This is a genomic window from Micromonospora sp. NPDC050417 (assembly GCF_044458865.1).
Taxonomy (GTDB): Bacteria; Actinomycetota; Actinomycetes; order Mycobacteriales; family Micromonosporaceae; genus Micromonospora_G.
Window position 1 is genome coordinate 1 of record NZ_JBITIH010000023.1, and the last position, 23,616, is coordinate 23,616.

26 protein-coding genes are annotated in these 23,616 nt (G+C 70.9%); 15 read left to right on the top strand and 11 right to left on the bottom strand.

Annotation, left to right across the window (positions count from 1 at the left end):
• The first annotated feature begins 182 nt into the window (after nt 1-182).
• Complete coding sequence (locus ACIBF5_RS25990) at nt 183-566, top strand: VOC family protein (protein ID WP_396815489.1); 384 nt, start codon at nt 183-185, stop codon at nt 564-566.
• 3 nt (nt 567-569) lie between these two features.
• On the opposite strand, the gene ACIBF5_RS25995 is transcribed toward ACIBF5_RS25990, so the two are convergent.
• Nucleotides 570-962 (bottom strand): helix-turn-helix domain-containing protein, encoded by a 393-nt coding sequence (locus tag ACIBF5_RS25995; RefSeq protein WP_396815490.1) that lies wholly within the window; start codon nt 960-962, stop codon nt 570-572.
• On the bottom strand, nt 908-1,660 hold the full coding sequence (locus tag ACIBF5_RS26000; RefSeq protein WP_396815491.1) for an SDR family NAD(P)-dependent oxidoreductase: 753 nt from the start codon (nt 1,658-1,660) through the stop codon (nt 908-910). The genes ACIBF5_RS25995 and ACIBF5_RS26000 overlap by 55 nt, the downstream gene beginning before the upstream one ends.
• Before the next feature lie 37 nt (nt 1,661-1,697).
• Between ACIBF5_RS26000 and ACIBF5_RS26005 the strand changes: the two genes are divergently transcribed.
• Entirely contained in the window at nt 1,698-2,048 is a 351-nt protein-coding gene (locus ACIBF5_RS26005) for a histidine triad nucleotide-binding protein (RefSeq protein WP_396815492.1), read from the top strand.
• 96 nt (nt 2,049-2,144) lie between these two features.
• On the opposite strand, the gene ACIBF5_RS26010 is transcribed toward ACIBF5_RS26005, so the two are convergent.
• Together ACIBF5_RS26010 and ACIBF5_RS26015 are read right to left on the bottom strand one after the other, a co-directional pair.
• Nucleotides 2,145-3,020, bottom strand: a complete 876-nt coding sequence (locus ACIBF5_RS26010) for an alpha/beta fold hydrolase (protein ID WP_396815493.1) — start codon at nt 3,018-3,020, stop codon at nt 2,145-2,147.
• A 112-nt stretch (nt 3,021-3,132) separates the two neighbouring features.
• On the bottom strand, nt 3,133-4,080 hold the full coding sequence (locus tag ACIBF5_RS26015) for an RNA polymerase sigma factor (protein ID WP_396815494.1): 948 nt from the start codon (nt 4,078-4,080) through the stop codon (nt 3,133-3,135).
• A 200-nt stretch (nt 4,081-4,280) separates the two neighbouring features.
• Here ACIBF5_RS26015 and ACIBF5_RS26020 point away from each other — a divergent pair, with 200 nt between their 5' ends.
• The 8 genes from ACIBF5_RS26020 to ACIBF5_RS26055 all read left to right on the top strand — a co-directional run bounded on the left by ACIBF5_RS26020 (nt 4,281) and on the right by ACIBF5_RS26055 (nt 12,596).
• Nucleotides 4,281-5,708, top strand: coding sequence for a serine hydrolase domain-containing protein (locus ACIBF5_RS26020; RefSeq protein ID WP_396815495.1), 1,428 nt, complete (start codon nt 4,281-4,283; stop codon nt 5,706-5,708).
• A gap of 201 nt (nt 5,709-5,909) precedes the next feature.
• Nucleotides 5,910-6,968, top strand: a complete 1,059-nt coding sequence (locus tag ACIBF5_RS26025; RefSeq protein WP_396815496.1) for a PhoH family protein — start codon at nt 5,910-5,912, stop codon at nt 6,966-6,968.
• A gap of 32 nt (nt 6,969-7,000) precedes the next feature.
• Nucleotides 7,001-7,468, top strand: coding sequence for an rRNA maturation RNase YbeY (gene ybeY / locus ACIBF5_RS26030; protein WP_396815497.1), 468 nt, complete (start codon nt 7,001-7,003; stop codon nt 7,466-7,468).
• On the top strand, nt 7,468-8,958 hold the full coding sequence (locus ACIBF5_RS26035; RefSeq protein WP_396815498.1) for a hemolysin family protein: 1,491 nt from the start codon (nt 7,468-7,470) through the stop codon (nt 8,956-8,958). Before ybeY ends, ACIBF5_RS26035 begins: the two co-directional genes overlap by 1 nt.
• On the top strand, nt 8,951-9,352 hold the full coding sequence (locus ACIBF5_RS26040; protein WP_396815499.1) for a cytidine deaminase: 402 nt from the start codon (nt 8,951-8,953) through the stop codon (nt 9,350-9,352). Before ACIBF5_RS26035 ends, ACIBF5_RS26040 begins: the two co-directional genes overlap by 8 nt.
• The gene (gene era, locus ACIBF5_RS26045; RefSeq protein ID WP_396815500.1) at nt 9,349-10,284 is read left to right on the top strand and encodes a GTPase Era; all 936 of its coding nucleotides are present in this window, start codon (nt 9,349-9,351) and stop codon (nt 10,282-10,284) included. Before ACIBF5_RS26040 ends, era begins: the two co-directional genes overlap by 4 nt.
• A 25-nt stretch (nt 10,285-10,309) precedes the next feature.
• A complete protein-coding gene (locus ACIBF5_RS26050) occupies nt 10,310-11,161 on the top strand; it encodes an NAD-dependent epimerase/dehydratase family protein (RefSeq protein ID WP_396815501.1) in 852 nt (283 codons plus the stop codon).
• A 175-nt stretch (nt 11,162-11,336) separates the two neighbouring features.
• Nucleotides 11,337-12,596 carry an acyltransferase gene (locus ACIBF5_RS26055; protein WP_396815502.1) on the top strand — a complete coding sequence of 420 codons (1,260 nt, stop codon included), beginning with the start codon at nt 11,337-11,339 and terminating at the stop codon, nt 12,594-12,596.
• A gap of 5 nt (nt 12,597-12,601) precedes the next feature.
• Here ACIBF5_RS26055 and ACIBF5_RS26060 read toward each other — a convergent pair whose 3' ends face one another.
• The gene (locus ACIBF5_RS26060; protein WP_396815503.1) at nt 12,602-13,387 is read right to left on the bottom strand and encodes a DUF4097 family beta strand repeat-containing protein; all 786 of its coding nucleotides are present in this window, start codon (nt 13,385-13,387) and stop codon (nt 12,602-12,604) included.
• Between the two features lie 233 nt (nt 13,388-13,620).
• On the opposite strand from ACIBF5_RS26060, the gene recO reads away from it, so the two are divergent.
• Entirely contained in the window at nt 13,621-14,466 is an 846-nt protein-coding gene (gene recO, locus ACIBF5_RS26065) for a DNA repair protein RecO (RefSeq protein WP_396815504.1), read from the top strand.
• 92 nt (nt 14,467-14,558) lie between these two features.
• Nucleotides 14,559-15,344: an isoprenyl transferase gene (locus tag ACIBF5_RS26070; RefSeq protein ID WP_396815597.1), complete on the top strand. Its 786-nt coding sequence runs from the start codon at nt 14,559-14,561 to the stop codon at nt 15,342-15,344.
• On the opposite strand, the gene ACIBF5_RS26075 is transcribed toward ACIBF5_RS26070, so the two are convergent.
• Both ACIBF5_RS26075 and ACIBF5_RS26080 read right to left on the bottom strand, forming a co-directional pair.
• Complete coding sequence (locus ACIBF5_RS26075) at nt 15,341-16,105, bottom strand: HAD family hydrolase (protein ID WP_396815505.1); 765 nt, start codon at nt 16,103-16,105, stop codon at nt 15,341-15,343. The two genes, ACIBF5_RS26070 and ACIBF5_RS26075, sit on opposite strands and share 4 nt — an antisense overlap.
• 68 nt (nt 16,106-16,173) lie before the next feature.
• The gene (locus ACIBF5_RS26080; RefSeq protein WP_396815506.1) at nt 16,174-16,470 is read right to left on the bottom strand and encodes an MTH1187 family thiamine-binding protein; all 297 of its coding nucleotides are present in this window, start codon (nt 16,468-16,470) and stop codon (nt 16,174-16,176) included.
• Between the two features lie 395 nt (nt 16,471-16,865).
• Between ACIBF5_RS26080 and ACIBF5_RS26085 the strand changes: the two genes are divergently transcribed.
• Nucleotides 16,866-17,165: a hypothetical protein gene (locus ACIBF5_RS26085; RefSeq protein ID WP_396815507.1), complete on the top strand. Its 300-nt coding sequence runs from the start codon at nt 16,866-16,868 to the stop codon at nt 17,163-17,165.
• A gap of 68 nt (nt 17,166-17,233) precedes the next feature.
• Here ACIBF5_RS26085 and ACIBF5_RS26090 read toward each other — a convergent pair whose 3' ends face one another.
• From ACIBF5_RS26090 to ACIBF5_RS26100, 3 genes are all read right to left on the bottom strand, one after another.
• The gene (locus ACIBF5_RS26090; protein ID WP_396815508.1) at nt 17,234-17,764 is read right to left on the bottom strand and encodes a hypothetical protein; all 531 of its coding nucleotides are present in this window, start codon (nt 17,762-17,764) and stop codon (nt 17,234-17,236) included.
• The gene (locus ACIBF5_RS26095) at nt 17,761-19,476 is read right to left on the bottom strand and encodes a PHP domain-containing protein (RefSeq protein ID WP_396815509.1); all 1,716 of its coding nucleotides are present in this window, start codon (nt 19,474-19,476) and stop codon (nt 17,761-17,763) included. Before ACIBF5_RS26095 ends, ACIBF5_RS26090 begins: the two co-directional genes overlap by 4 nt.
• A gap of 168 nt (nt 19,477-19,644) precedes the next feature.
• Nucleotides 19,645-20,541 carry an alpha/beta fold hydrolase gene (locus ACIBF5_RS26100; RefSeq protein ID WP_396815510.1) on the bottom strand — a complete coding sequence of 299 codons (897 nt, stop codon included), beginning with the start codon at nt 20,539-20,541 and terminating at the stop codon, nt 19,645-19,647.
• Between the two features lie 167 nt (nt 20,542-20,708).
• On the opposite strand from ACIBF5_RS26100, the gene ACIBF5_RS26105 reads away from it, so the two are divergent.
• Nucleotides 20,709-21,233, top strand: a complete 525-nt coding sequence (locus tag ACIBF5_RS26105; RefSeq protein WP_396815511.1) for a hypothetical protein — start codon at nt 20,709-20,711, stop codon at nt 21,231-21,233.
• 36 nt (nt 21,234-21,269) lie between these two features.
• On the opposite strand, the gene ACIBF5_RS26110 is transcribed toward ACIBF5_RS26105, so the two are convergent.
• Nucleotides 21,270-21,905 carry a hypothetical protein gene (locus ACIBF5_RS26110; RefSeq protein ID WP_396815512.1) on the bottom strand — a complete coding sequence of 212 codons (636 nt, stop codon included), beginning with the start codon at nt 21,903-21,905 and terminating at the stop codon, nt 21,270-21,272.
• Nucleotides 21,906-22,129: 224 nt separating this feature from the next.
• Between ACIBF5_RS26110 and ACIBF5_RS26115 the strand changes: the two genes are divergently transcribed.
• On the top strand, nt 22,130-23,563 hold the full coding sequence (locus ACIBF5_RS26115) for an HlyD family efflux transporter periplasmic adaptor subunit (RefSeq protein WP_396815513.1): 1,434 nt from the start codon (nt 22,130-22,132) through the stop codon (nt 23,561-23,563).
• The last annotated feature ends 53 nt before the right edge of the window (nt 23,564-23,616 follow it).

Genomic DNA, 23,616 nt, shown 5'->3' on the forward strand with positions numbered 1-23,616 from the left:
GTAGGACGCCGCCGGACAATTTTTCTAGTTTGGGCCACCCCTATCGGGGTGGCCCAAACTTGTTTTCGGGGTTGAACCGGTAACGACAATCGCGGTAACCGGTTACTGCGCTGACCTGCGCCGCGACGAAGTCGCCGCAACGTGGTAGCGGGCCGAGCGACCTTTCGGGCAGGCTCTCGTACATGGTCTCGGTATTGCAGAACGTGGCGATCGACTGTGCAGACGCCTATGAGTTGGCTCGGTTCTGGAGTGAGGTGCTCGGTTCTCCGCTGCACCCGGAGGCCAACCCAGGTGACCCAGAGACTCAGGTGATGCTGCCGGAGGGCCCGCTGCTGTACTTCAACCAGGTGCCGGAACCGAAGACGCTCAAGAACAGGATCCACCTGTGCCTGCGTCCGAAGACCACGCGCGAGGAAGAGGTCGAACGACTACTGAACCTCGGCGCCACCCTCGTCGCCGATCGTCGGGAACCCGATGGCGCCGGCTGGGCTGTCCTCGCGGACCCCGAGGGCAATGAATTCTGTGTCCTCCGCAGTGAGGCCGACCGAGCGGCGATGTCTTCCTGAGGCTCACACGTGCGACGACTGGTTCGATGTGGACGAGGCACTGCGGAACGTACGACGGTAGGCATCCGGAGGCACACCGACGGTGCGGTTGAATTGCCGGCGCAGTGTCGTTGCGGTCCCCATGCCAGCCGCCACGGCGATGGCGTCGATGCTGTTGTCGGTGTTCTCCAGCAGCTCCTGGGCCCGGCGGATCCGCTGCGTCGACAGCCACTGCAACGGGGTGGTGCCTGTCGCGGACTTGAAGTGGCGAGCCAGGTTGCGCGAACTCATATTCGCCTGGCGAGCCACCCGCCTGGGTAGGTGGGTCCGTGTCCGCGGACTACGCTGATCGCGTACGGGGGTCAGGTGCGCAGGTAGGAGGCGCCGTTGAGGTCGAGGACGGTGCCGGAGGCCCATTCCGCCTCGGGGGAGGCGAGCCAGTGCACGGCGGCGGCGATCTCCTCGGGGCGGGCCACCCGGTTGAACGGGCTCTGCGCCCGCATCGCCTCGTCCCGGGGCACCTTGATGTGCTCGTTGGTCAGGTCGGGTTCGACGAAGCCGGGCGCGACCGTGGCGACCGCGATGCCGTACGGCGCGAGCGCCACCGCCAGCGACTGGCCCATCGAGTTCAGTCCGGCCTTGCTCGCGCCGTAGGCGGGGTGGTTCGGCTCGCCCCGGAAGGCGCCCCGGGAGGAGACGTTGACGATCCTGCCCCCGCCCCGGGCCCGCAGGTGCGTCACGGCGCACCAGGTGACGTTCGCCGCGCCGATCAGGTTGAGGTCGATGGTCTGGCGCCAGTGCCGTTGCCACTGTTCGTAGGTGGTGTCGGCGATCGGGTGCGGGGTCGACTGTCCGGCGTTGTTGACCAGTACGTCGAGTCCGCCGAGCCGTTCTGCGGCCTCGTCCACCATCCGGCGTACCGCTTCGGGGTCGGTGAGGTCGGCCTGGACCACGACGTGCCCGCCGCCGGGCAGCGCGGCGGCGAGTTGTTCGGCCAGTGGGGCGGACTCCCGGTGGTGGATCGCCACCCGGTCCCCGCTGGTGGCGAAGGCGGTCGCCACCGTCCGTCCGACTCCCCGGGATGCCCCGGTCACCAGTACCGCTCGTCCTGTCACGCGCACCATCATCCTCCCGGGGCATAGCATCCGGTGGGTGGAGACTGACTGCTTGTTCTGCAAGATCGTGGCCGGCGAGATCCCGGCGACGGTGGTCCGGGAGACCGAGACGACGCTCGCCTTCCGTGACATCGCGCCGAAGGCTCCGGTGCACGTCCTGGTGATCCCGAAGGAGCACTTCGTGGACGTGGTGACGATGGCGCAGGCCGACCCGGAGCTGACGGGTGCGGTGATGGAGACCGCGGCGACGGTCGCCGAGCAGGAGGGGCTGGGCATCGACGGCTTCCGGTTGATCTTCAACACTGGGCCGTGGGGTGGGCAGGAGGTCTTCCACGCGCACGCGCACGTGCTCGGCGGGGCCCCGCTCGGCCCGATGCTCGCCCGCTGACCCCTGACCCTGGCAGGGCCGGGCCGCTGACACACGGACCGGCCGGGGTACGCGGGGCGCCCGTGGGGCGCCGCCGTACCCCGGCCAGGTGGGGGGTCAGGAGACGAACTTGGCGACCGCCTCGGTGAACTCCTCGGTCTGCTCGATGTGGCAGAAGTGCCCGCTCTTGTCGAAGACGTGCAGCTCGGAGCCGGTGATGCCGTCGTGCAGCATGGTGGCCCAGCGGGTGCCGCAGATGAAGTCGTCCGTGCCGACCAGGATCAGGGTCGGTGCGGTGATCGAGCCGAGCTGGTCGCGTACGTCGAACGGGGTCGGCTCCTCACCGAGTTGCGGGCCGAGCCAGCCGCGTACGGCGGCCCGCAACGGTGCGAGTTCGCTCTCGTTGCCCCAGTAGTCGGCGAAGTACACCGGCAGGATTCGCTGCAACTTGGTGCTGACGAAGTCGTCGGTCGGCTCGGTCGGGTTCTCCTGGAACGCCTTCGGGATGTCGGCGGCCTCCGGTCGGTCCGGGTGCCGTTCGACGAAGCGCTGGACGTTCGCCATCGCGTCGCCCCAGAACTCCGGGCCGGTGACCGGTGAGGTGCCGTACAGGAGCAGGCCGGCGACCCGCTCCGGGTGGGCCAGCGCGTAGCGCTGGACGACGAATCCGCCGTGTGAGTGTCCGAGCAGGAACACCTTCGGCTGGCCGAGGTGTGCGACCACCGCGTTCAGGAACCGGGCGTACGTGTCGAGGTGGTACTGCCGGGGGTCGGCGAGGCGGCCGGACGCGCCGGTGCCGACGGGTTCCAGGTAGACCATGGTGAGGTGCGCTTCGAGCGTCGGCATGCGCAGGTAGGTCCACTCGATTCCGGGGCCGCCGGAGTGGACCACGCAGACGGGGCCGGTGCCGGCGACGTGGTAGACCTGCGACACGCCGTCGACGTCGACGACATGGGCGCCGGCGGTGAGCGCGTCGGTGGTGTGGGAACTCATCGGAACTCTCCTGAGACCGTGGCCTGACGTAGGCGTGCCTGAGCTGTCGTCTACGTGATGACGTGGCGGCCGGAAAGTTCGGTGAACGGGCCGGGCGATGATGAGAGGGCGGTCACGTCTCGTCAGATGTCAGGGTTGGTTCGGGGTGGTAAAGGCGCATCCGGGCGGTTCGTCCCTCACGCAGAGTGTGCAGCCAGATGGCTGACGGTGGGCAGTGCGTCGGGTTGTCCGGCGGGCTGATCAGGTCCGCCTCCCAGATCATCACGTTTCCGCTCGTGACGACGTTGGCGATCCGTTGCCGTACGCCGTCGTTCAGATCCTTGTTCATGCCCCAGATCGCGAAGTCCGGACCGCCGGCCACCTGCCCGTCGGGCGTGACGAACTCGGCGTCGGACCACCAGGTCTCGCGTACGAAGTCGGAGAACTCGCCCCGGTACGCCGTCGCCAGTCCCTGCTCGGCCTCGCGGCGGCGGGCGGCGGCCTGCGCGGCGGCGTCGTCGTGGGCCTCGTCCGCCGTCTCCTGGAGTGCCGTGGTGAGCTTGCTCCTGGCCTGGCTCAACCGGCTCCGGACGGTTCCCACCGGCACGCCGCAGAGCGCGGCGATCTGCTCGTAGGACGATGCGCCGCTGAAATAGCGCAACAGTGTGACCAAACGGATGGGCTCGGACAACTCGCCCATCGCGTGCCACACCCAGTCCCGCATCGACCGGCCGTCCAGCAGTTCCTCCGGTGTGGGGTCGGTGGCCGGTAGGGCGAGCGCCTCCAGATCACCGACCGGGACCGTACGGGACCGGCGCAGCCGCATCCGGGCGTTGTTGCGCACGATCGCCCGCAGCCACGGCCCGACCGCCGCCGGGTCGCGCAGGTCACCGATCCGGCCCAGCGCGGTCAGGATGGCGTCCTGGACCGCGTCCTCGGCGTCGGGGCCGTACCCGAGCAGGCTCAACGCCACCGCCTGCATGCCGGCCTGATGCCTGGCCACCAGCACGCCCAGCGCGGTCGCGTCGCCGGACTGGGCGGCCAGCGCCAGCTCGGAATCGGACTCCAGGGTCGAGAACACACCCGTCTCCTCTGATCACACGGCACTTCCCGGTGCCAGATGCGGAAGTCGTACGGAAAGTTCGACGAAGGGAGGAGATTCACTCTCTGTAGCGAGAGGCCGATTCGATGCTACTCGCGGTACATGAACCGGCGGCGCCTGCCGGGGAGGGCGCCGGTAGGATCGGGTGATCTTGGCGTGGTGGGTGAAGGACGGCGGAGATGACCGAGGTGGAACACCGGCTGGCACGGATGACCCGACGGGTGCAGGCAGAGGCCCGCGTGCCCGCGCTCTCGGTGGCGCTGCACCGCGCCGACCGCCCGCTCTGGACGCTCACGGTCGGCAGCACCGGCAACGACACCCCGCTCGGGCCGCCGACCCGCTTCCGGATCGGCTCCGTGACCAAGACCTTCACCGCCGTACTCGTGTTGCAGGCCCGTGACGAAGGGCTGCTCGACCTCGACGACCCGATCGGGGCGCACCTCGACCTGCCGGCACACGGCGAGCTGACCGTACGCCGGCTCCTCTCCCACACCGCCGGGCTGCAACGCGAGCCGTACGGCGACGTCTGGGACACCCTGCGCGCCCCCGGCGTGGATCAACTCCTGAGCGAGCTGGACCGGGCCGAGCGGGTTCTGCCATCGGCCCGCCGCTACCACTACTCCAACCTCGGATTCGCCCTACTCGGCCAGGCGGTCGCCCGGCTGCGCGGTGGTAGCTGGGGTGAGGTCCTCGCCGAGCGGGTGCTGCACCCGCTCGGACTGACCGCGACCGCACCCGTCCCGGGCTCCGAGGCCGCGACCGGCTTCCTCGTCGACACCTACTCCGACCACGCCCACGCCGAACCGGCCACCGACTTCGGCGGGGTGGGCCCGGCCGCCCAGCTCTGGAGCAGCGCGCCGGACATGGCCCGCTGGGCCGCCTTCCTGGCCGATCCGGCGGCGGTCGACCCGGCCGGTGCCGTCCTCCGGCCGGGCACGCTCGACGAGATGCGCTGGCCGCTCACGGTCACCGACGAGACCCTCTGGAGCGGCGGATTCGGCCTCGGGCTGATCCTGGTGCCGCGCCCGGAGCCGGAGACCGGGGCACCGCAGCGGGTGGTGCACGTCGGGCACGACGGGGCCATGCCCGGATTCCTCGCCGCCGTCTACGGCCGGCGGGGCGGCCCCGGTACGCCGGGCGCGATGGGCGCCGCCGTACTCGCCTCCTCGGGCACCGCCAGTGCGATCCTCGAACTGCCCCACCTGCTCCTCGACGCCTCGGTCGCCGACGACCCGGCCGAGATCGTCGCCTGGACCTCCGGCGGACCGGCCCCGGAGCGCTACCGGGAGATGCTCGGGCGCTGGTGGGGCGAGGGCTACGAGCACATTTTCAGCTGGCACGACGGGGCGCTCCAGGCCCGAGGGGCGGGCGCCCCGGGCAGCCGACCGCCGTCCGTCTTCGTCCCCCTGCCCGACCAGCCGGACGTGCTCCGTACGGTCTCCGGCCGGGAGGCGGGGGAGCTGCTCCGGCTGACCCGGGACGAGCGGGGCCGGGTGGTACGCATGCACTGGGCCACCTACCGGTTCACCCGTACGCAGGAGACCTTCGACGGGTTCGACTTCCGGGCCACCGACCACGCCGGCCAGGCCACCGACCACGCTGGTTAGGAAGGGCCCCTTGTACAACGGAAAGCGATAACAGGGGGCCCTTCCTTACCCCTGGGTGACGGCTGTCGCGCCGGGCGGGGAAATGGACGGCGTGCTCTCGGCGTTGAGCAGATACGATGGGAAAGCCGTCCACACGCTGCGCCTACGGGGCGCGGCCAGGAAATCGAGAGCAGGTGTCGTGGGGCCCGCCGGGCCCGACCTATGACCGGTACCCCACCTCCCGGGCAGGCCCGGGTGCAGACCAGGATCACCGTTCCTGACTCGCAGATCATGGTTAACCTGCTCGGGCCGGGAGACGAGGTTCTCCGCCTGGTCGAGCGTTCGATCAACAGCGACGTACACGTCCGGGGCAACGAGATCACCATCACCGGCGTTCCGGCCGACAACGCGCTCGCCGAGCGGCTCTTCACCGAACTGCTGGAGCTGATCGAAAAGGGTGAGACGCTGACCGTCGACGCCGTCCGGCGCACGGTGGGCATGCTCGAACAGGGCAGCACCGAGCGGCCCGCCGAGGTCCTGACCCTCAACATCCTCTCCCGGCGGGGGCGCACCATCCGCCCCAAGACGCTGGGCCAGAAGCGCTACGTCGACTCGATCGACGGGCACACCATCGTCTTCGGCATCGGCCCCGCCGGCACCGGTAAGACCTACCTGGCGATGGCGAAGGCCGTCCAGGCGCTCCAGGCCAAGCAGGTCAACCGGATCATCCTGACCCGGCCGGCGGTCGAGGCCGGGGAGCGGCTCGGCTTCCTGCCCGGCACCCTCTACGAGAAGATCGACCCGTACCTGCGCCCGCTCTACGACGCGCTGCACGACATGCTCGACCCGGAGTCGATCCCGAAGCTGATGCAGGCCGGGACGATCGAGGTCGCGCCGCTGGCGTACATGCGGGGGCGGACCCTCAACGACGCGTTCATCATTCTCGACGAGGCGCAGAACACCACGCCCGAGCAGATGAAGATGTTCCTCACCCGGCTCGGCTTCGGCTCCCGGATCGTCGTCACCGGCGACATCACCCAGGTCGACCTGCCCGGCGGGACCACCAGCGGACTGCGGGTGGTACGCGACATCCTGGAGGGCGTGGAGGACGTTCACTTCGCCCAGCTCGCCAGCTCGGACGTCGTACGTCACCGACTGGTCAGCGACATCGTCGACGCCTACGCCCGGTGGGATGCCGAGCGGGAGGCGCAGCAGGGCCAGGGCGTGCACGCCGTTCCCGGCCGTACCGCACAGGGTGGCCGCGCCAGCCGGCGCCGCTAAGCAGCAGACCAAGAGAGCAGCAGGGGAAACAGTTGTCCATCGAGATCGCCAACGAGTCGGGCGCCGAGGTTGATACCGACGCGGTGCTCGCCGTCGCCCGCTACGCCCTCGACGAGATGGGGGTCAACCCCCTCGCCGAGCTGTCGGTGCTGCTCGTCGACATCGAGTACATGGCCGAGTTGAACCACCGCTGGATGGGTGGGGACGGGCCGACCGACGTACTCGCCTTCCCGATGGACGAGGGCAGCGTCGACCACGGCCCCGGCGAGGTCAGCGGCGGTGAGCCGGCGCTGCTCGGCGACATCGTGCTCTGCCCCGAGGTGGCCGCGAAGCAGGCGGCGACCGCCGGTCACGCCGCCGCCGACGAACTGCACCTGCTCACCGTGCACGGGGTGCTGCACCTGCTCGGCTACGACCACGCGGAGCCGGAGGAGGAGCGCGAGATGTTCGCATTGCAGGCCAAGCTCCTCTCCGGTTGGCGAGCAGCGCGAGCCCAGTGATGCCCGACCACTTAGCCGCCGCCGGTGCCACCGCCACCGGCCTGCCCGATCTGCAACTTCTCTTCTTCGGCGCCGCCCTGGTGGTGCTCGCCGGCCTCTTCGCCATGACCGAGGCCGCGCTCGCCGCCGTCTCCCCGGCTCGCGCCGGGGAACTCGCCAGGGACGGCGCCCGGGGCGCCCGTACGCTCCAGATCGTCGCCGCCGACGCGGTCCGCCACCTCAACCTGTTGCTGCTCCTGCGGCTCCTCTGCGAACTGACCGCGACCACCCTGGTCGCGCTGGTCGCGGTGGACACCTTCGGCGCGGGTTGGCGGGCGGCGCTGGTCACCGCCGGTGCGATGACCGTGGTCAGCTTCGTGGTGGTCGGCGTCGCGCCGCGCACCATCGGCCGGCAGCACGCGTACGCGGTCGGACGGGCCAGTGCGCCGGCGGTCCGCTGGCTGGGCCGGGCGCTGAATCCGCTCGCCTCGCTGCTGATCCTGATCGGTAACGCGGTGACCCCCGGTCGGGGCTTCCGTGAGGGCCCGTTCGCCACCCAGGTCGAGCTGCGTGAGCTGGTCGACCTGGCCGAGCAGCGGGGCGTGGTCGAGCACGGCGAGCGCCAGATGATCCACTCGGTCTTCGCCCTCGGCGACACCATCGCCCGCGAGGTGATGGTGCCCCGGACCGAGATGGTGTGGATCGAGGCACACAAGAAGCCGTCCCAGGCGCTGCTGCTCTTCCTCCGCTCCGGTTTCTCCCGGATTCCGGTGATCGGCGAGAGCGTCGACGACGTGCTCGGTGTGCTCTACCTGAAGGACCTGATCCGGCGGACCCAGGGCGGCGAAGCCGCGGCCGAGGAGTTGCCGGTCTCCGAGCTGATGCGCGAGGCGACCTTCGTACCGGAGTCGAAGCCCGTCGACGACCTGCTCTCCGAGATGCAGGCGGCCCGTACCCACCTGGTCATCGTGGTCGACGAGTACGGCGGCACCGGTGGTCTGGTCACGATCGAGGACATCCTGGAGGAGATCGTCGGCGAGATCACCGACGAGTACGATGTCGAGCGGCCTCCGGTGGAACGCCTCGACGACGGCGACGTGCGGGTCACCGCCCGGCTGCCGGTCGAGGACCTCGGTGAGATCTTCGACGTGGAACTTCCCGCCGACGAGGTGGAAACGGTCGGTGGCCTGCTCGCCCAGGCACTGGGTCGGGTGCCGATCCCGGGTGCCGCCGCCGAACTCGGCGGGCTACGGCTGATCGCCGAGGGGACCACCGGTCGGCGTAACCGGATCGACTCGGTGCTGGTCAGCCGGGTCGACGTCGGTGCCAAGGGCGACCGGTCAGGTCGTTCGGAGGGTGCCGACCAGCGTAAGGGCGCCGACCAGCGCAAGAATGCCGACCAGCGCGGAAAGACCGAGCTGGACAAGAACACCGAGCCGGGCATGACCGCCAGGCCGGGCAAGAAGCAGAAGCAAGAGCGATCCGAGGAGAGGCAACCCGCAGATGCCTGAGTCGTCCGCCGTACCCGCCGCCGTTGTGGCCGGGCCGACCGGTTCGGCCGCCGCGCCCACCGAACTGAGCGCCGAGGACACCAAACTGGTCGTCCTGGCCCGAGGTGCACGTTCCCGGGTCGGCGCGGTGGAGGGGGCCTCGGTAAGGGACCAGGACGGCCGGACGTACGCGGCGGCCAGCGTGGCCCTGCCCTCGTTGGCGCTCACCGCGCTCCAGTTGGCGGTCGCCTCGGCGGCGGCGGCCGGCGCCACCCGACTGGAGGCGGCTGCCGTGGTGACCGAGGCATCGACCCTGGACGGCGCCGGGCACGCCGCCGTACGGGATCTCGCCGCCGACGCGCCGATCCACGTGGCTGCCCCGAACGGCACTCTGCTCGGCACGGTGGTCGAATGAGCGCCCGGACGCCGGCCTCACGGGGCGGCTCGCGGGTGGGTGGAAACGGCACCGAGCCGTACCGGGCGGGTTTCGCCTGTTTCGTCGGGCGTCCCAATGCCGGCAAGTCGACCCTGACCAACGCGATCGTGGGCCAGAAGATCGCGATCACCTCCAGCAAGCCGCAGACGACCCGGCACGTGATTCGGGCCGTCCTGCACCGGCCGGAGGCGCAGCTCGTCCTGGTCGACACCCCCGGTCTGCACCGGCCCCGTACGTTGCTCGGCGAGCGCCTCAACGACCTGGTCCGGTCGACCTGGAGCGAGGTCGACGTGATCGGCCTCTGCGTGCCGGCGAACGAGCCGGTCGGGCGTGGTGACCGGTTCATCACCGGCGAACTGGCCGAGCTGAAGGCCAAGGTCGTCGCGGTGGTGACCAAGACCGACCTGGTGGACAAGAAGCGGCTGGCAGAGCAGTTGCTCGCGGTCAACGAGATGGGCGAGTTCGCCGCCGTCGTGCCGGTCAGCGCGGTCTCCGGGCACCAGGTCGACACCCTGGTCGACGTGATGACCGGCTACCTGCCGCCGTCGCCGCAGCTCTACCCGGACGACATGCTCACCGACGAACCCGAGCAGGTGCTCGTCGCCGAGCTGGTCCGGGAGGCGGCGCTGGAAGGGGTCCGCGACGAACTGCCGCACTCCATCGCGGTGGTGGTCGAGGAGATGATCCCCGAGGACCAGCTCATCCGGATCTACGCCGACGTCTACGTCGAGCGACCCAGCCAGAAGGCGATCGTGATCGGTCACCAGGCCAGCCGGCTGAAGGACGTCGGCACCCGGGCCCGGCAGCAAATCGAGGAACTGCTCGGCAGCCGGGTCTATCTTGACCTTCACGTGCGGGTCGCGAAGGATTGGCAGCGGGACCCGAGGCAGCTACGGAAGCTCGGTTTCTGACTCCAGCGGCGGCGGGGAGGCCGGCGTGGCGCGGGAACTGCTCATCACCGGGGCGGCCGGTCGGATAGGTCGGCTGCTGCGACCACGGCTGGCGGCGCCGGGACGTACGCTCCGGCTGCTCGATCTGGCCGACCAGGAGCCGTCGGCCCCCGGCGAGGCGGTCCGGTTGATCCGTGCCGACCTGACCGATCCGGAGGCGCTCACGTCGGCCTGTGTCGGCGTGGACGCCATCGTGCACCTGGCCGCCATCGCCGGTGAGGCGAGCTGGGAGAAGCTGCTTCGTACCAATGTGGACGGTACGCGTACGCTGCTGGAAGCGGCCCGGACGGCGGGTGTGCCGCGGGTCGTGCTGGCCTCGTCCGTGCACGCCGCGGGGTTCTACCGGCAGGCCGGCAGCAGTCCCGATCCGGCCGGGGTGCCCGCACCGGCCGGGCCGGACGGTGTGCCGGCAGCCGCGTTTCCTCGTCCGGACACCTACTACGGCTGGAGCAAGGCCGCGGTCGAGTCGCTGGGCAGCCTCTACGCCGACCGCTTCGGCATGTCCGTCTTCGCGCTCCGGCTCGGGGCCTGTTTCCCCGAACCGCCCGGACTGCGCGGGCTGGACATGTGGATCTCGCCGGACGACTGCGCGCGGCTGGTCACCGCCTGCCTGGAGACCGACGCGGCCGGTTTCCAGGTGCTCTGGGGGATCAGTCGCAACACCCGCCGGTGGTGGTCGCTCGCCGAGGGCCGGCGGATCGGGTACGACCCGCGTGACGACGCGGAGCGGTATGCCGACACGGTCCGTGAGCGGGCCGGGGAGCGGGAGACGGCGGGACTGGTGGGTGCCGAGTTCTGCGGGTATCCGCTGGGTACGGTCCCGAACTACGACGACTGACGCCCGTACGCGGCGAGTCGCGCAGTGGCGCTCTATACCTCATTGCATCTTCACTGCATATAGGCCGATCTCATGGGATTGTTCACCTATGGGTCACCCGCTGCATCGTTCAAGCGGCGGCCCGGCAGGGTAGGGCTACGTACGCCCCCTGTTGCCCCGGTTTAGATGCAGGCTGATGCGAAACAGATATGTGGATCTGATCCGTTTTCTGGCAATCGTCCGAGTTGTCGTCTACCACACCACTGGCTGGGCGTTCCTGACCATCGCCTTCCCGGCGATGTCGGTGATGTTCGCGCTCGCCGGATCGCTGATGGCCGCCTCCCTGGACCGTTCCGGCAACAGGGCCGTAGGCCGCCGACTCCGCCGACTCCTCCCGTCGCTCTGGTTACTCGCCGTGTTTTTTGTGCCGGCGATGCTGCTCACCGGGTTACCGGTCAGCTGGCGGCTGGTGTTCTGGATCGCACCCGTGGCCGACCCGCCGAGCAACACCTGGGGTGCGCTCGCGTTGAGCGCGATCTGGTACCTGCGCGACTACCTCTGGTTCGTACTCGCCTCACCGCTCGCACTCTGGCTCTTCCGGCGTTACCCGCTCCCCACTCTCGCCGCCCCGTACGTCCTGCTGGCCGTGGTGGAATTCGGCTTCCCCACCGCCCCTGCCGTGGTAGGCGACTTCGGGCTCTACTTCGGAGCGTGGCTGATCGGCTTCGCCCACCACGACGGACTGCTCCGACGGCTCTCCCGACGGGTGCTCGTCCCGGTCGCCGTCGCGCTGGCCGGGGCCGGCGCCGCCTGGTTCCTCACCCACCCCGGTCCCCGGGGTTTCGACCTCAACGACATCCGGCTCGGCAACGGGCTCTGGTCCGCGGGCTTCACCCTGCTGTTGCTCGGCCTTGCTCCGAGCGGAGCCGCCTGGGTGGAGCGCAACGAGATCTTCAGCCGTGCGGTGACGGTGCTCAACCGGCGGGCGCTGACCATCTACCTCTGGCACATGCCGATCGTGATCGGCCTGACCGCGCTGATGGTCCGCGCCGGATGGCGCCTGCACGACTTCACCGGCACCACCGTCCGGCTGCTCGTGGTCACCACCCTGGTCGCGTTGGCCGTCGGGCTCTTCGGCTGGATGGAGGACGTGGCCGCGCGCCGCCCGACCGCGTTGCTGCCCGGCGCCGGCCCGCGCCGCACCACGGCGGCGGGGCCGAACCGGTCGGCCAACCCCCGGTTCGACGGTCACCCGCTGCCCATCCCCGCCCAGCGCTCCGGCTCCGGCTCCGGCTCCGGCTCCGGTCCCGGTCCCGGTCGCAGCGACGGCGACAGCGGGCGGCCCGGAGGCGACGGTGGGGCAGGGGAGAGCGGTCAGGCCCCGGACGCCGGCCGGTCCGACCGCGTCCAGGAGACCGGTGCCGTGCCCGTCGACCGTGACCCGGCCCGGCGCTGACCCGGTCAGCGCCGGGTAAGGGTGATGTCTCCGCTAGCGGTCTCCAGATCGAGCAGATGGCTGGCGGCCGGATCAGTCTGGAGATCGGAACGGGTCGTCCCGGACGAACTGTGCGCCTCGACGCGGTACGCCCCCTGGGGCACCGTCAGCCCGATCGAACCGCTCGACGCGTGTGCCTTCACCGAGCCCGCCGTCCGTATCGCCAGGGTGATGTCCCCGGAGCCGGTGGTGGCCTCGACCGTACTTCCGAGGTCGTCCCCGGTCACCGAGCCCGACCCGGTGCGTACCGTCGCCGCCTTCTCGACCCGGCGCAGGTTGATGTCGCCCGAGCCGGTCTCGGCCCGGACCGTGCCGGTCACCCTGGCCAGGGTGACGTCACCGGAGCCGACCTTCACGTCGACATCGCCCACGTCCGAGAGGCTGACGTCGCCGGAGCCGTTCTCCCCGCCGACCGCGACCCCGGTCGGCGCGAGGATGTCGTACGAGACGCTGCAGCTCGACCCGCACTCGGTGTCGATCCGCAACTCGGTCCCGTCGATTCGGAACGTGTCGTCGCTGGGCTGGGCGCCTCGGTAGCGGATCACCCGCTTGATTCGGACCGTGTCGACCGCCCCGGTCGACACCACGACGTCGCCGGCACCAGGAGCCACCGTGATCTTGTTGATCTTGACGGCCTCGGTCTGGTCGAAGTCGAGCCGCCGCTCCCCGAGGCTGGAGTCGTTGCATGCGGCGAGGAGGCCCAGTGCGAGCGCCCCCGCCGTGAGGGCGGAGACGGTTCGGAACGTGTTCATGCACGTCAGGCTACGTGCGAACGCCGAGTCGGACATCAGGGCCGAGCCACGCATCTGTCCCGGAGAAAGGACCCTGATATCGGCTCAGGGTCGCCACACCCGGCTCCGCCCCCGGCGGAGGAAGACCCTGATACGGGCTCAGGGTCGCCGTGCCCGGTGCCGTCCGGCACGGCCGGCGGAGGCGTCCGACCCGGGTGTGCGGCGGTCGACCGGAGGCAGGAGAGAATGGGCGGATGGCCGGTTACCGCAGACAGCTCTACCGCGACGACGCGGTGGTCCTGCGGGTGCAGAAACTCGGCGAATCCGATCGGATCATCACCCTGCTGACCCGGCGACACGGCCGGTTGCGGGCGGTCGCCCGTGGGGTACGCCGGACCACCTCCCGCTTCGGTGCCCGCCTGGAGCCGTTCGGTCACGTCGACCTCCAACTCGCCGGTGACCCGGAGGGCAACCTCGGCAGTCCGCTGCACACGGTGAGCCAGGTCGAGGGAATCGACCTGTACGGGCGGCGGTTCCTGGAGGACTACCCCCGATACACCACCGCCAGTGCCATCGCGGAGACCGCCGAGCGACTCACCCCGGTCGAGCGTGAACCGTCGCTGCGGCTGTTCCAACTCACCCTCGGCGCGCTGCGCGCACTGGCCGAGGGGAGCCACGCCAGCAGCCTGGTGCTCGACGCGTACCTGCTGCGCGGCATGGCACTGGCCGGCTGGGCGCCGGCCCTGGTCGCCTGCGCCGTCTGCGGCACACCCGGACAACACCGGGCGTTCTCCGTACCGGCCGGGGGTTGTGTCTGCCCGGACTGCCGCCCACCCGGCGCGGCCCACCCGGCACCGGCCACCATCGACCTGATGTCCGCCCTCAGCTCGGGCGACTGGCGAGTGGCCGACGCCGCCGAGGCCGGGCACCGGCGGGAGTGCAGCGGCCTGGTCGCGGCGCACCTGCAATGGCATCTCGAGCGCGCGTTACGCTCGCTGCCGTTGGTTGATCGAGACGATCGACCCGACCGTGGTGACCAGCCCCACCGCCCTGACCAGGCTCACCGAGCCGACGTCGAAGGTCGGGGCGGGTCAGACTGATCGGAAGACCGGCCGGGGGAGCAGGCTCCAGGTCGGAACAGGGGGAGAGCACAGTGATCCGTTCCACGTCGCGCGGAACCCGCCGGCAGCTGATCGAGCCGACACCGCACCCTTCCGGAGCACGGCCACCGGCACTGCCCGCCGGCGCCGTGCCCAAGCACGTGGCGGTGGTGATGGACGGCAACGGCCGGTGGGCCAAGGAGCGCGGGCTGCCCCGTACCAAGGGTCACGAGGCCGGAGAGTTCTCCCTCTTCGACACCATCGAGGGCGCGATCGAGATGGGCATCCCCTACCTCTCCGCGTACGCCTTCTCCACCGAGAACTGGCGGCGGTCACCGGATGAGGTGCGCTTCCTGATGGGCTTCAACCGGGACGTCATCCGGCGGCGCCGGGACCAACTGGTCGACCTCGGCGTGCGGGTGGTCTGGTCCGGTCGGGCCGGGCGACTCTGGAAGAGCGTGATCTCCGAGTTGCAGACCGCGGAGGAGATGTCCGAGGGCAACACCAAACTGACGCTCCAGTTCTGCGTCAACTACGGCGGGCAGGCCGAGATCGCCGACGCTGCCGCCGCCATCGCCCGCGACGTCGCCGCTGGCAAGATCGACCCGTCCAAGGTCAACGAGAAGATGGTCGCCCGGTACCTCTACCACCCCGAAGTGCCCGAGGTCGACCTCTTCCTGCGCCCCTCCGGCGAGCAGCGCACCTCCAACTTCCTGCTCTGGCAGAGCGCGTACGCCGAACTCATCTACCTGGACGTACTCTGGCCGGACTTCGACCGCCGGCACCTCTGGTACGCCTGCGAGTTGTACGCGCAGCGTGACCGCCGCTTCGGCGGCGCCCTGCCGAACCCGGTCGCACCGCACGTCGCCACCAGCTAGCCCGATACCTCCAGAGCCGGCCGGCGACGTCGGTCGGCCCGGTGACGTGGCTCGGTGACGTGGCCGGTGCCGGCGAGCAGGCGTACCACCGGTTCCACGTCGGCCAGATCGGTGAGCACGATCTGCGCGCCGGCAGCCGTGAGCTCGGCGGCACCGGTGCGGCCACTGGCGACGCCGACCGCGGTGACCCCGTTGGCGAGGGCGCCCGCCACGTCGTGCACGGTATCGCCGATGACCAGGATGTCGGCGGGCGCGAAGCGGCGGCCGTACTTGGCCTCGGCCCGCTCGCGGCACTGTCTGACCAGCGCCGCGCGCACGGTGTCGTGCCGGCCGTAGCCGCCGATGTCGAGGTCCAGACCGGCACCGAGACCGAGGGCGGCCAGCTTGTCCACCGCCACCGCCGGGATGTTGCCGGTCACCAGGGTCTGGGTCACGTGTGCGTGACCGACCAGACCGGCGAGCACCCCGGCGACCCCGGGCAGGACCTTTCCCAGTTCGGGGATGAGATGCCGGCGGGCGGTGAAGGCGGCGGCGTATCGGAGGAAGAACTCCTCCAGGTACGGCTCGTAGTCGCTGACCCCGTGCGTGGTGAACGCCTCGGCGGCCAGGTCCAGGTCGGTCCGCCCCGCCGTGTCGGGCATCCGCCGCCAGGCCACCCCGGTCAGGGCGGTGAACGCCTCGGCGTACGCGAGTTTCGCGACCCCGCCGGTGTGCACCAGGGTTCCGTCGATGTCCCACATCAGCAGCCGGGGTGCGGGCATGGCCGGGCCGGTGGGCGGACCCTGGCCGGTGGGCGGACCCTGGCCGGTGGGCGCGGAGCGGGCGGCGGTCACTGCTCGGCCAGTCGGGCCTCGATGTGCGCCACCTTCGCCGTCATCGCGTCGGTCACCCCGGCCCGGATGTCCGCCTTGAGGACCAGGCTCACCCGGGGTGCCTGCGCGGAGAGTACGTCGACAGCCTGCCTCACCACCGCCATCACCTCGTCCCACTCGCCCTCGACCAGGGTGAACATGGCGTTGGTCTGGTTCGGCAGCCCGGACTCCCGGACCACCCGGACGGCCTCGGCCACGGCATCACCCACGGACTCCCCGCCACCGAGCGGGCTCACCGAAAACGCGATCAGCATGCTGTTGATGGTCGCACCACCACCGGCCCGGAACCACCGTGATCGGCCACCGCTCCCGGACGAGGCGGGGTGGAGCTAAATCGGATGCGTCGGGGCGGGACGCAGGGTTACCGTGCCTCCATGCGTTACTGACGTCCCCGTGCACCGTGCCGGCCCACCGCGTTCCGCCGTGGGCCCCGTGTTCCGGACGTCCACGCTTCCCACGGTTTCCTGAGCACCGTTACCGGTCGGGCATCTCGCATCCGACAGGTACGTGACCAACAGGGCCGTCACGTTCCAGGTGACCGCCATGGGGAACGACCGCTGGACCAGACCGTCCGGGCACCTCCCGTTCTCACCCGACCCTCCCGCGTCCGATCGCGACCCGGGGCGGAGATCTGCCAGAGGAGACCCAGATGCCTGGTAAGTCGAACAAACGACGTGGTCAGCAGCCCAAGCGTGACATCGCGTTCGTGGCGCCGGTACCGGGGCGCAAGCCCGACCCGACGGGGCTTTCCGTACCGGTCGAGTTGCCGGAGAACGCCACCCCGGCGAACGACACGCCTCGGGTCGACGTCCCGGGGACCAGTACCCCGGGGGCACCGCGACCGGTGGCGCCGAAGTCCGGCCCACCGGTCAGGAACGGCCGGTCGGGCGGAGTCGGGCAGAGCCAGAGCGCCCGCTCCGCCCGCCAGTACGCCTTCCGGCGAAGCTGATCCCGGCTCGTCGAGCGGTGAGGAGGGGCCCCTTCCTATACAGAAAGCGATAAGAAGGGGCCCTTCCTTCAGTGGTCGGCGCAGCAGGGGGTGGGGTCGGGCATCTCGAAGGGAACGAGGATGCCGCCCCGGGCCGGCTGCGTGGTCAGCACCAGTTGACCGTTGCGCCACTGGGGACGTACGAAGTCCCGGGTGTGGATCCGGGTCTCCGGCTGCGCCGGCGCGCCGCCGAGTACGGCAACCTGGTCGATCGCACTCCAGTCCAGCAGTTCGCTGACCGTGATCGTGCCCACGAGCCGTTCGACCCCGGCGAAGTAGACCGCCCGCCCGGAGCGGCGGGTGGCGTGCTCGGCCGCAGCGGCCGTGGCCGCGTCCCGCAGCTCGGGCGGCACCGGTGGCAACGCCGCCGAGTCCAGTCCCGTGCCGGCGAAACTCAACGCCACGTGCGGGTACGGCTCCCGCATGAGGTGCGTACAGGCGGTCAGGTCCGGCAGGCTGAGCGGCAGCACGACGTCGCGCAGCCACTGCTCCGCATCGAGGTCGTCGCGGTGTCCGAGGCTGATGCCCCGATGTCCGAGGCTGACGCTCAGGTGCGTCACTTCGGCAGCACCCAGATCGGGTTGGCGTAGAACCAGAGGTCGGCCCACGGGTCGGCGTCGCCGACGACGTCCATCGCCGGGCCGTGCGGGTCGACCGGGGCGCCCATCAGGCCGGTGGCGCTCCGGTTGCCGTCGGTGCCCCGCAGCCGCAGGTAGAACGGCTCGTTCACCCGGCCGAAGTGGTAGCTGAACGACACCCGGCCGTTGTTCTTGGCGCTCACCTCGAACGACTTGACCACCCGCGTACGAGGGGCGGTGAAGGTGTCGCCGTCGCGTACCGGTCCGGTGACGGCACCGGCGATGACGTCGACCCGGGCGAGCTTGGGCACGAACTGCGACCAGTTCGGACCGGTGGCGAGGTCGATGTCGATGGTCACCTCGACCTGCTCGCCCCGGCGGACCCGCAGCACGCCGCCGAGCGGGGTGCCGGAGTCGCGGTGCCGGTCGCCGGCGACCCGGGCCCGTACGTCGAGGCCACGGATCAGCCCGCCGTGGTCGACCCAGACCCTGCCCGCGCGCAGGCCGTCCATGACGGCGCGGTAGCTGTCGCTGCTGGCGCCGACGTGGGTACGGCTGTAGAAGCCCGGCCAGTAGTCCCCGGCGGCGGTGAGCAGCGGCCCGCGTACCGGGTCGGCGTGCTTGCCGTCGACGTCGAAGTTGCTGTTCGGACCCCGCTGGGAGGTGTCCAGGTAGTTGACGTGCGAGTCGGAGTTGGCGCTGATCCACCACGGCTTGCCCTCGGCGAGCAGGCTGTCCCAGAGTCCACCGACGGTGGAGGTCATCCAGTCGAAGCCGCCCCAGGTGCGGTAGCTCTCCAGCGGGTAGCCGGGGAACGACTCGGCGCCCGGGCTGCTCTCGTAGTAGCCGCGGCCTCGGCCGGTTCCGCCGGGGATGCCGGCGGCCTGGTGGCCGGGGGCGCCCTCCATGCCGATCGCCACGGTCGGGTCGGCGTCGCGCCAGGCCCGGATCTCGTGCGGCGAGTCGACGCCCCGGCGGGCCGGGTGGTTGGCGAGGAAGAGGGCACCGTCGACGCGGCGCTTGCGTACCGCCTCGGCGAGGAACTTGACGCCCGCGATGGCGAGCGCCTCGTTCGCCGCACCCGGGCCGGAGGTGCCGGTGACCGAGCCGTCGAAGCCGTTCTCGAACTCCTTGAGTACGGCGACCTCGTTGCGTCCGGGGTGGACGAAGACGGTGCCGTGCTCGGCGGCGGGGATGTTCCACTCCATGCCCTGGAAGATCAGCAGGTCCTTGAGCTGTGCGCGGGCCGCGACGATGTCCGGGTTGACCTTGTCGACGCCGATCTTGGCGTGGGCCACGCTGCCGTGGTCGGTGATGACCATCCAGTCCAGACCGTACGCCTGCGCGTGCCGCGCCTGGTCGATCACCCGGTACTGCGCGTCCGAGCTGTACTGGGTGTGGATGTGGTGGTCACCGGCGAGCCACTGGAAGCCACCGGTGCGGTCCCGGTCGTCGTGCGATTCCGAGCCGTGCGCGTGCGCCAGTTCCGGGGTGGCGAGCACGGACGCGGCGGCGGCACCGGCACCGAGCAGGCCGGCGTTGCGCAGGAAACCACGCCGGGACAGGTCCGACGGCGAGAGTTCCGCGTCCGGTACGGCCATGTCGAGCGCCGGCGACAGCTCGTGGTCGTGGTCGTGGCCGTGCTCGTGAGTGTGGCCGTGGTCGTGGCCGTGATGAGAGTGATCGTGACCCATGGGTGACTCCGTTTCGGGCAGTGTGTGGCGCCAATTTCGCGAGGCCCGGGGAACGGCAGGTGTCTTGGTCACGGCAGCGATGCGAACATGCGGCTTCGACAATGTGTGGTCGATCGATGTGGTGACCGTCCGCCGTGAAAGGTGACTCTCGGTGTGATTCGGCCCGGCTCAGTCGCGTACGTCGCTGATCCCGATCGGTGCGTCGGCGGCGAGGAACGACAGCACCTCTTCGCCGAACTCCTGTGGGTGCTGGAAGAGGAAGCCGTGGCCGGCGTCGCTGTAGAGCAGGACCCGGGCGTTCGGTAGCCGCTGCGACATGGCGTACGACTGGTAGGCGTGGACCACGATGTCGTGTGCGCCGTTGGCGACGAGCACCGGCATGGTCAGTTGGTCGAGTCGTGCCCACGCCGAGTTCTCGCCCGCGTTCCAGTTGGTGATCGCGACGATCTGGGCGGCGACACTCTCCGGTCCGACGGCCGCCCGGCTTCCGTCGAGCCGTAGGTTCATCCGGCGTAACGACGCCGATCCGGCCGCCCGCCCCCGGGGATTCTCGGGGAAGAAGAGATAGAGCAGGTCCTCGTCGTCCAGTTCGGGTTTGCGCATCACCGACGGCACCCGTTCGGGGCGGGGCGGCGTCTGCGGTACGCCACCGGGCCCGCTCGCCGCCACCACCAGCCGCCGGACCAGGTCCGGCCGGGTCAGGGCGACATCCTGGGCGACGTATCCGCCCATGGACCAGCCGAGCAGGTCGAGCTGCGGCAGTGCGAGCGCCTCGACGAACTCGATCGTGGTCAGTGCGATCCCGTGGATGCTGCTGGCGGTCTCGCCAGAGGAGAGACTGACCCCCGCGTTGTCAAAGATGATCACCTCGCGTTCGAGCGCGAGGATCTGGAGGAACGCGGGGTCCCAGTGGTCCATGGTGCCCCGGAAACGAGCGGTCAGCACGAGGGGTACGCCCCCGGCGGGCCCGAACCGGCGGTACGCGAAACGTGTCCGGGGTCCCTGTACGTAGCTCGTCTCGATCATGTCCGAGCCGTAACCCATGTCCGAGCCGTAACCGGTCATCGCTTTTCCTCGGACCCGTTGATCACTGTCCGGGTCAGTATGCGCCGCCGACCCCCCTCAGAACCGACGTTCCGGGCCAATCCCCACGGGTTCGGCGTACCGTGCCGAGGTGGAGCCCGCCACGCCCGGCGCGCTGTCACCCAGGGCGGAGATCGAGGGGGGTGCGCATGGTCGCCCAACAGGCCCAGCAAACCGACTACCAGGCGCGACGGCTCACCATCCCGGTCGACGCCCCGTTCGACGACTTCCGTCGACGGTACGAGGCGGCCGTGCCGGCCCTGGACACCGCCAGCATCGCCGCCATGGTGGAACGGAGGGCGGACTGGTCCGAGGTGGTCGAGATGGCTCGCCAGCAGGCGCCGTACGCCTTCTTCATTTTCTGGAGTCTCGACGTGCAGCCACTGATGGGTCTCGCCGGCGACACCGCACGGGGCGTCGAGTACCTGATGGGCGACCACGTCATCGCGGAGCGGATGTTTCGCCACGACCCCACGGTGCTGGCGTACGTCCCACTGCATCTCGCGATCGTGCAGGGCGCGGGCGGCACGACCATGACGATCGACCAGCCGAGCCACACCCTCGGCTCGTACGGCCGTCCGGAGATCACCACGGTCGGCGTCGACCTCGACCACAAGCTCGGCCGCCTTCTGCAACACCTGGGCGTACCGGTGCCGCCGTCGCTGATGTCCTGACCGGGACCGGCTGTCGGCGACGGGCCGGACGCGGGCTCAGCCCGCGGCGGGGGACGGAGCCGGGCTGAGCACCTTGCACGCCTCCACCGCCGCACTGATCTTCGGGTCGGCGGTGTTCAGGACGGGTGCCGGCGGCACGCCGTGGTCGTTGAGGCAGTTGGCGTACGCGGAGCCCGGGTCCGGTCGGCCGCCCGGCTGGCCCGTGCCGCCACGTCGGCCCGGTCCGGCGCTGGGCAGCGTGGACACGCACGCCTGCTGCGCCTTCTGCCAGGTCGCATCGTCCACACCGGACGGACGTAGGGCGGCGAAGCCGCCGCCGAGCCCCCGATTGCCGCCCGGCCAGCCGGACGCACCCGGCGACGGCTGACCGGACGGCCGCCCGGAGGGGAAACGGGACGGCCGTCCGGACGGCCAGCTCGACGGTCGACCGGAGCCGTCGGGCCGGGGCCGGGCAGATGGTCGACCGGTGGGCGGGGTGTCAGGTACGTCGATTCCCTGTTGTTTCAGGCAGTCGACGTACGCGGCCATGGCGCCGGTTCGACCACCAGCCGCCGGTGTAGCCGCATCCTGACCGCTGGCGTTGCCGCCGCCGCAGGCGGCCAGGAGAATCAGGGCCGCTGATCCCACCGCCACGGTCGACGTCCAGCGCGTCCGCCAGCTCCACACCGCCACCGAAACCTCCCTCGGGTCGGCGCCTCGGGAACCGGGAGGGTGAGCGGATCCCGGAGGCGCTCGCACAGGCAACCGTCCGCACCTCGGCGCCAGATCGGATCCAGCTCGACACCGGCTGGGAATCGCGGCGCCCCACCGCCGGTGACGTTCCCGGCCGGGACTTTCAGGAAATTCCGAGGTCTGGCCGAGCCAATTGCGAGCCGGGGTGAGCACACTCGCCGGTCATGGGGATCGGCCTGGGTGCGTCGGTGCGCGGCCGGCGGGTGTGGTGGTTGTCCGGTGGCGTCGCCGTCGTACTCGTGCTGTCCGGCTCGGTGGCGGCGTACGCGTTGACCGGCAACGCAGCCGTTCCATCCCGCCCGGCGGCGACCGCCCGGGTGGATCGTGGCGACGTCACCCTCGCCATCGCCACCATCGGCAACCTCCGACCGGCGCAGACCCGGGCTCTCGGCTTTGCCGGTCGCGGCACCGTCACCGAGGTCAAGGTACGCGCGGGTGACCAGGTCAGCGCCGGTGCGCTCCTGGCCAGACTCGATCCCGCCGATGCCCAGCAGCGGGTCGACTCCGCCCGGGACGCGCTCACCGAAGCCCGGTCCGCGCTCGACACCGCGCAGCAGCGGCAGTCAGCGGTCCCCGACGACGGCTGCGCCCCGGGCGGCGGAGCCCAGCCCGGTGGCACGGCGGGCGGAGGTGGCGGCGGAACCGCTACCGGCGGCACGGGTGCCGGCACGGCCGTCGCGCCAGGTCCCGGCACGGCCGTCGCGCCAGGTTCCGGTACGCCGACACCGGGCGGTTCCCGCACGCCGAGCCCGTCCGCCCCAGCGGGGACACCGCCGCAGTCCGGCACGCCGACACCGTCGGCCCCGTCGACGTCGGCCGGGCAGTCCCGGTCACCGGGGGCGTCCGGTCCCGGTGCGTCGGCCCCGCCGACCGGTTCCGGTGGGCCGGGCCAGAGCGGCGGTACGGACCGGAACTGCCCCGGCGGGGGTGGCTCCGGTTCGGCGGGCGGCCCGGACCCCGTACTCCGGGCACAGCAACAGGTGACCAGCGCCGAGCTGAACCTGGCAGATGCCGAGGAGGTGCTGGCCGGCGCGACGATCACCGCACCGATCGCCGGCCGGATCCTCTCCGTGGCCGGTGGCGTCGGTAGCGCGGTGAACGGCGGCACCTTCATCACCCTGGGCGACGTCGGCGGCATGGAGGTGGCGGCGAGTTTTCCCGAAGCGGACGCCGGGCGACTCGCGGTCGGCCTGGCCGCGACCGTCATCCTCGCCGACCGGCCAGGTGAGCAGTTGCCGGCCAAGGTGACCCAGGTCGACCCGGTCGGCACCGTCGACGGGCCACTCGTCCGCTACGGCGCGCTGCTCAGCTTCGACCAGGTGCCCGCCGACGCGCTGGTCGGGCAGACCGCGAACGTACGGGTCACGGTCGAGTCGGTGACCGGTGTGCTGCGGGCCCCGGCGACGGCGGTCCATCCGGAGGCCGCCCCGCCCGCCGCCGACGGCGCCACCACCGGCCCGTCCGGCGGGGAGGTCCTGGTCCGGACCCCGGCCGGCGGCACCGAGCCCCGCCAGGTGACCATCGGCGTACGGGGTGACCAGTACGTCGAGATCACCACCGGCCTCGCCGAGAGCGACGAAGTGGTCCTCAACTGGTGAATCCCCAGCGGAACGCGATCTGATTCCCAGGTCCCTCCCAGCGGGCTCGGCTA

Excerpts from the sequence above, each read along its gene's own strand:
- ACIBF5_RS25990 (WP_396815489.1), top strand. The coding sequence starts at position 183 with ATGGTCTCGGTATTGCAGAACGTGGCGATCGACTGTGCAGACGCCTAT.
- ACIBF5_RS25995 (WP_396815490.1), bottom strand. The coding sequence starts at position 962 with ATGGGCCTCCGGCACCGTCCTCGACCTCAACGGCGCCTCCTACCTGCG.
- ACIBF5_RS26010 (WP_396815493.1), bottom strand. The coding sequence starts at position 3,020 with ATGAGTTCCCACACCACCGACGCGCTCACCGCCGGCGCCCATGTCGTC.
- ACIBF5_RS26020 (WP_396815495.1), top strand. The coding sequence starts at position 4,281 with ATGACCGAGGTGGAACACCGGCTGGCACGGATGACCCGACGGGTGCAG.
- ACIBF5_RS26025 (WP_396815496.1), top strand. The coding sequence starts at position 5,910 with ATGACCGGTACCCCACCTCCCGGGCAGGCCCGGGTGCAGACCAGGATC.
- ACIBF5_RS26035 (WP_396815498.1), top strand. The coding sequence starts at position 7,468 with ATGCCCGACCACTTAGCCGCCGCCGGTGCCACCGCCACCGGCCTGCCC.
- ACIBF5_RS26040 (WP_396815499.1), top strand. The coding sequence starts at position 8,951 with ATGCCTGAGTCGTCCGCCGTACCCGCCGCCGTTGTGGCCGGGCCGACC.
- era (WP_396815500.1), top strand. The coding sequence starts at position 9,349 with ATGAGCGCCCGGACGCCGGCCTCACGGGGCGGCTCGCGGGTGGGTGGA.
- ACIBF5_RS26055 (WP_396815502.1), top strand. The coding sequence starts at position 11,337 with ATGCGAAACAGATATGTGGATCTGATCCGTTTTCTGGCAATCGTCCGA.
- ACIBF5_RS26060 (WP_396815503.1), bottom strand. The coding sequence starts at position 13,387 with ATGAACACGTTCCGAACCGTCTCCGCCCTCACGGCGGGGGCGCTCGCA.
- recO (WP_396815504.1), top strand. The coding sequence starts at position 13,621 with ATGGCCGGTTACCGCAGACAGCTCTACCGCGACGACGCGGTGGTCCTG.
- ACIBF5_RS26075 (WP_396815505.1), bottom strand. The coding sequence starts at position 16,105 with ATGCCCGCACCCCGGCTGCTGATGTGGGACATCGACGGAACCCTGGTG.
- ACIBF5_RS26080 (WP_396815506.1), bottom strand. The coding sequence starts at position 16,470 with ATGCTGATCGCGTTTTCGGTGAGCCCGCTCGGTGGCGGGGAGTCCGTG.
- ACIBF5_RS26085 (WP_396815507.1), top strand. The coding sequence starts at position 16,866 with ATGCCTGGTAAGTCGAACAAACGACGTGGTCAGCAGCCCAAGCGTGAC.
- ACIBF5_RS26095 (WP_396815509.1), bottom strand. The coding sequence starts at position 19,476 with ATGGGTCACGATCACTCTCATCACGGCCACGACCACGGCCACACTCAC.
- ACIBF5_RS26100 (WP_396815510.1), bottom strand. The coding sequence starts at position 20,541 with ATGACCGGTTACGGCTCGGACATGGGTTACGGCTCGGACATGATCGAG.
- ACIBF5_RS26105 (WP_396815511.1), top strand. The coding sequence starts at position 20,709 with ATGGTCGCCCAACAGGCCCAGCAAACCGACTACCAGGCGCGACGGCTC.
- ACIBF5_RS26115 (WP_396815513.1), top strand. The coding sequence starts at position 22,130 with ATGGGGATCGGCCTGGGTGCGTCGGTGCGCGGCCGGCGGGTGTGGTGG.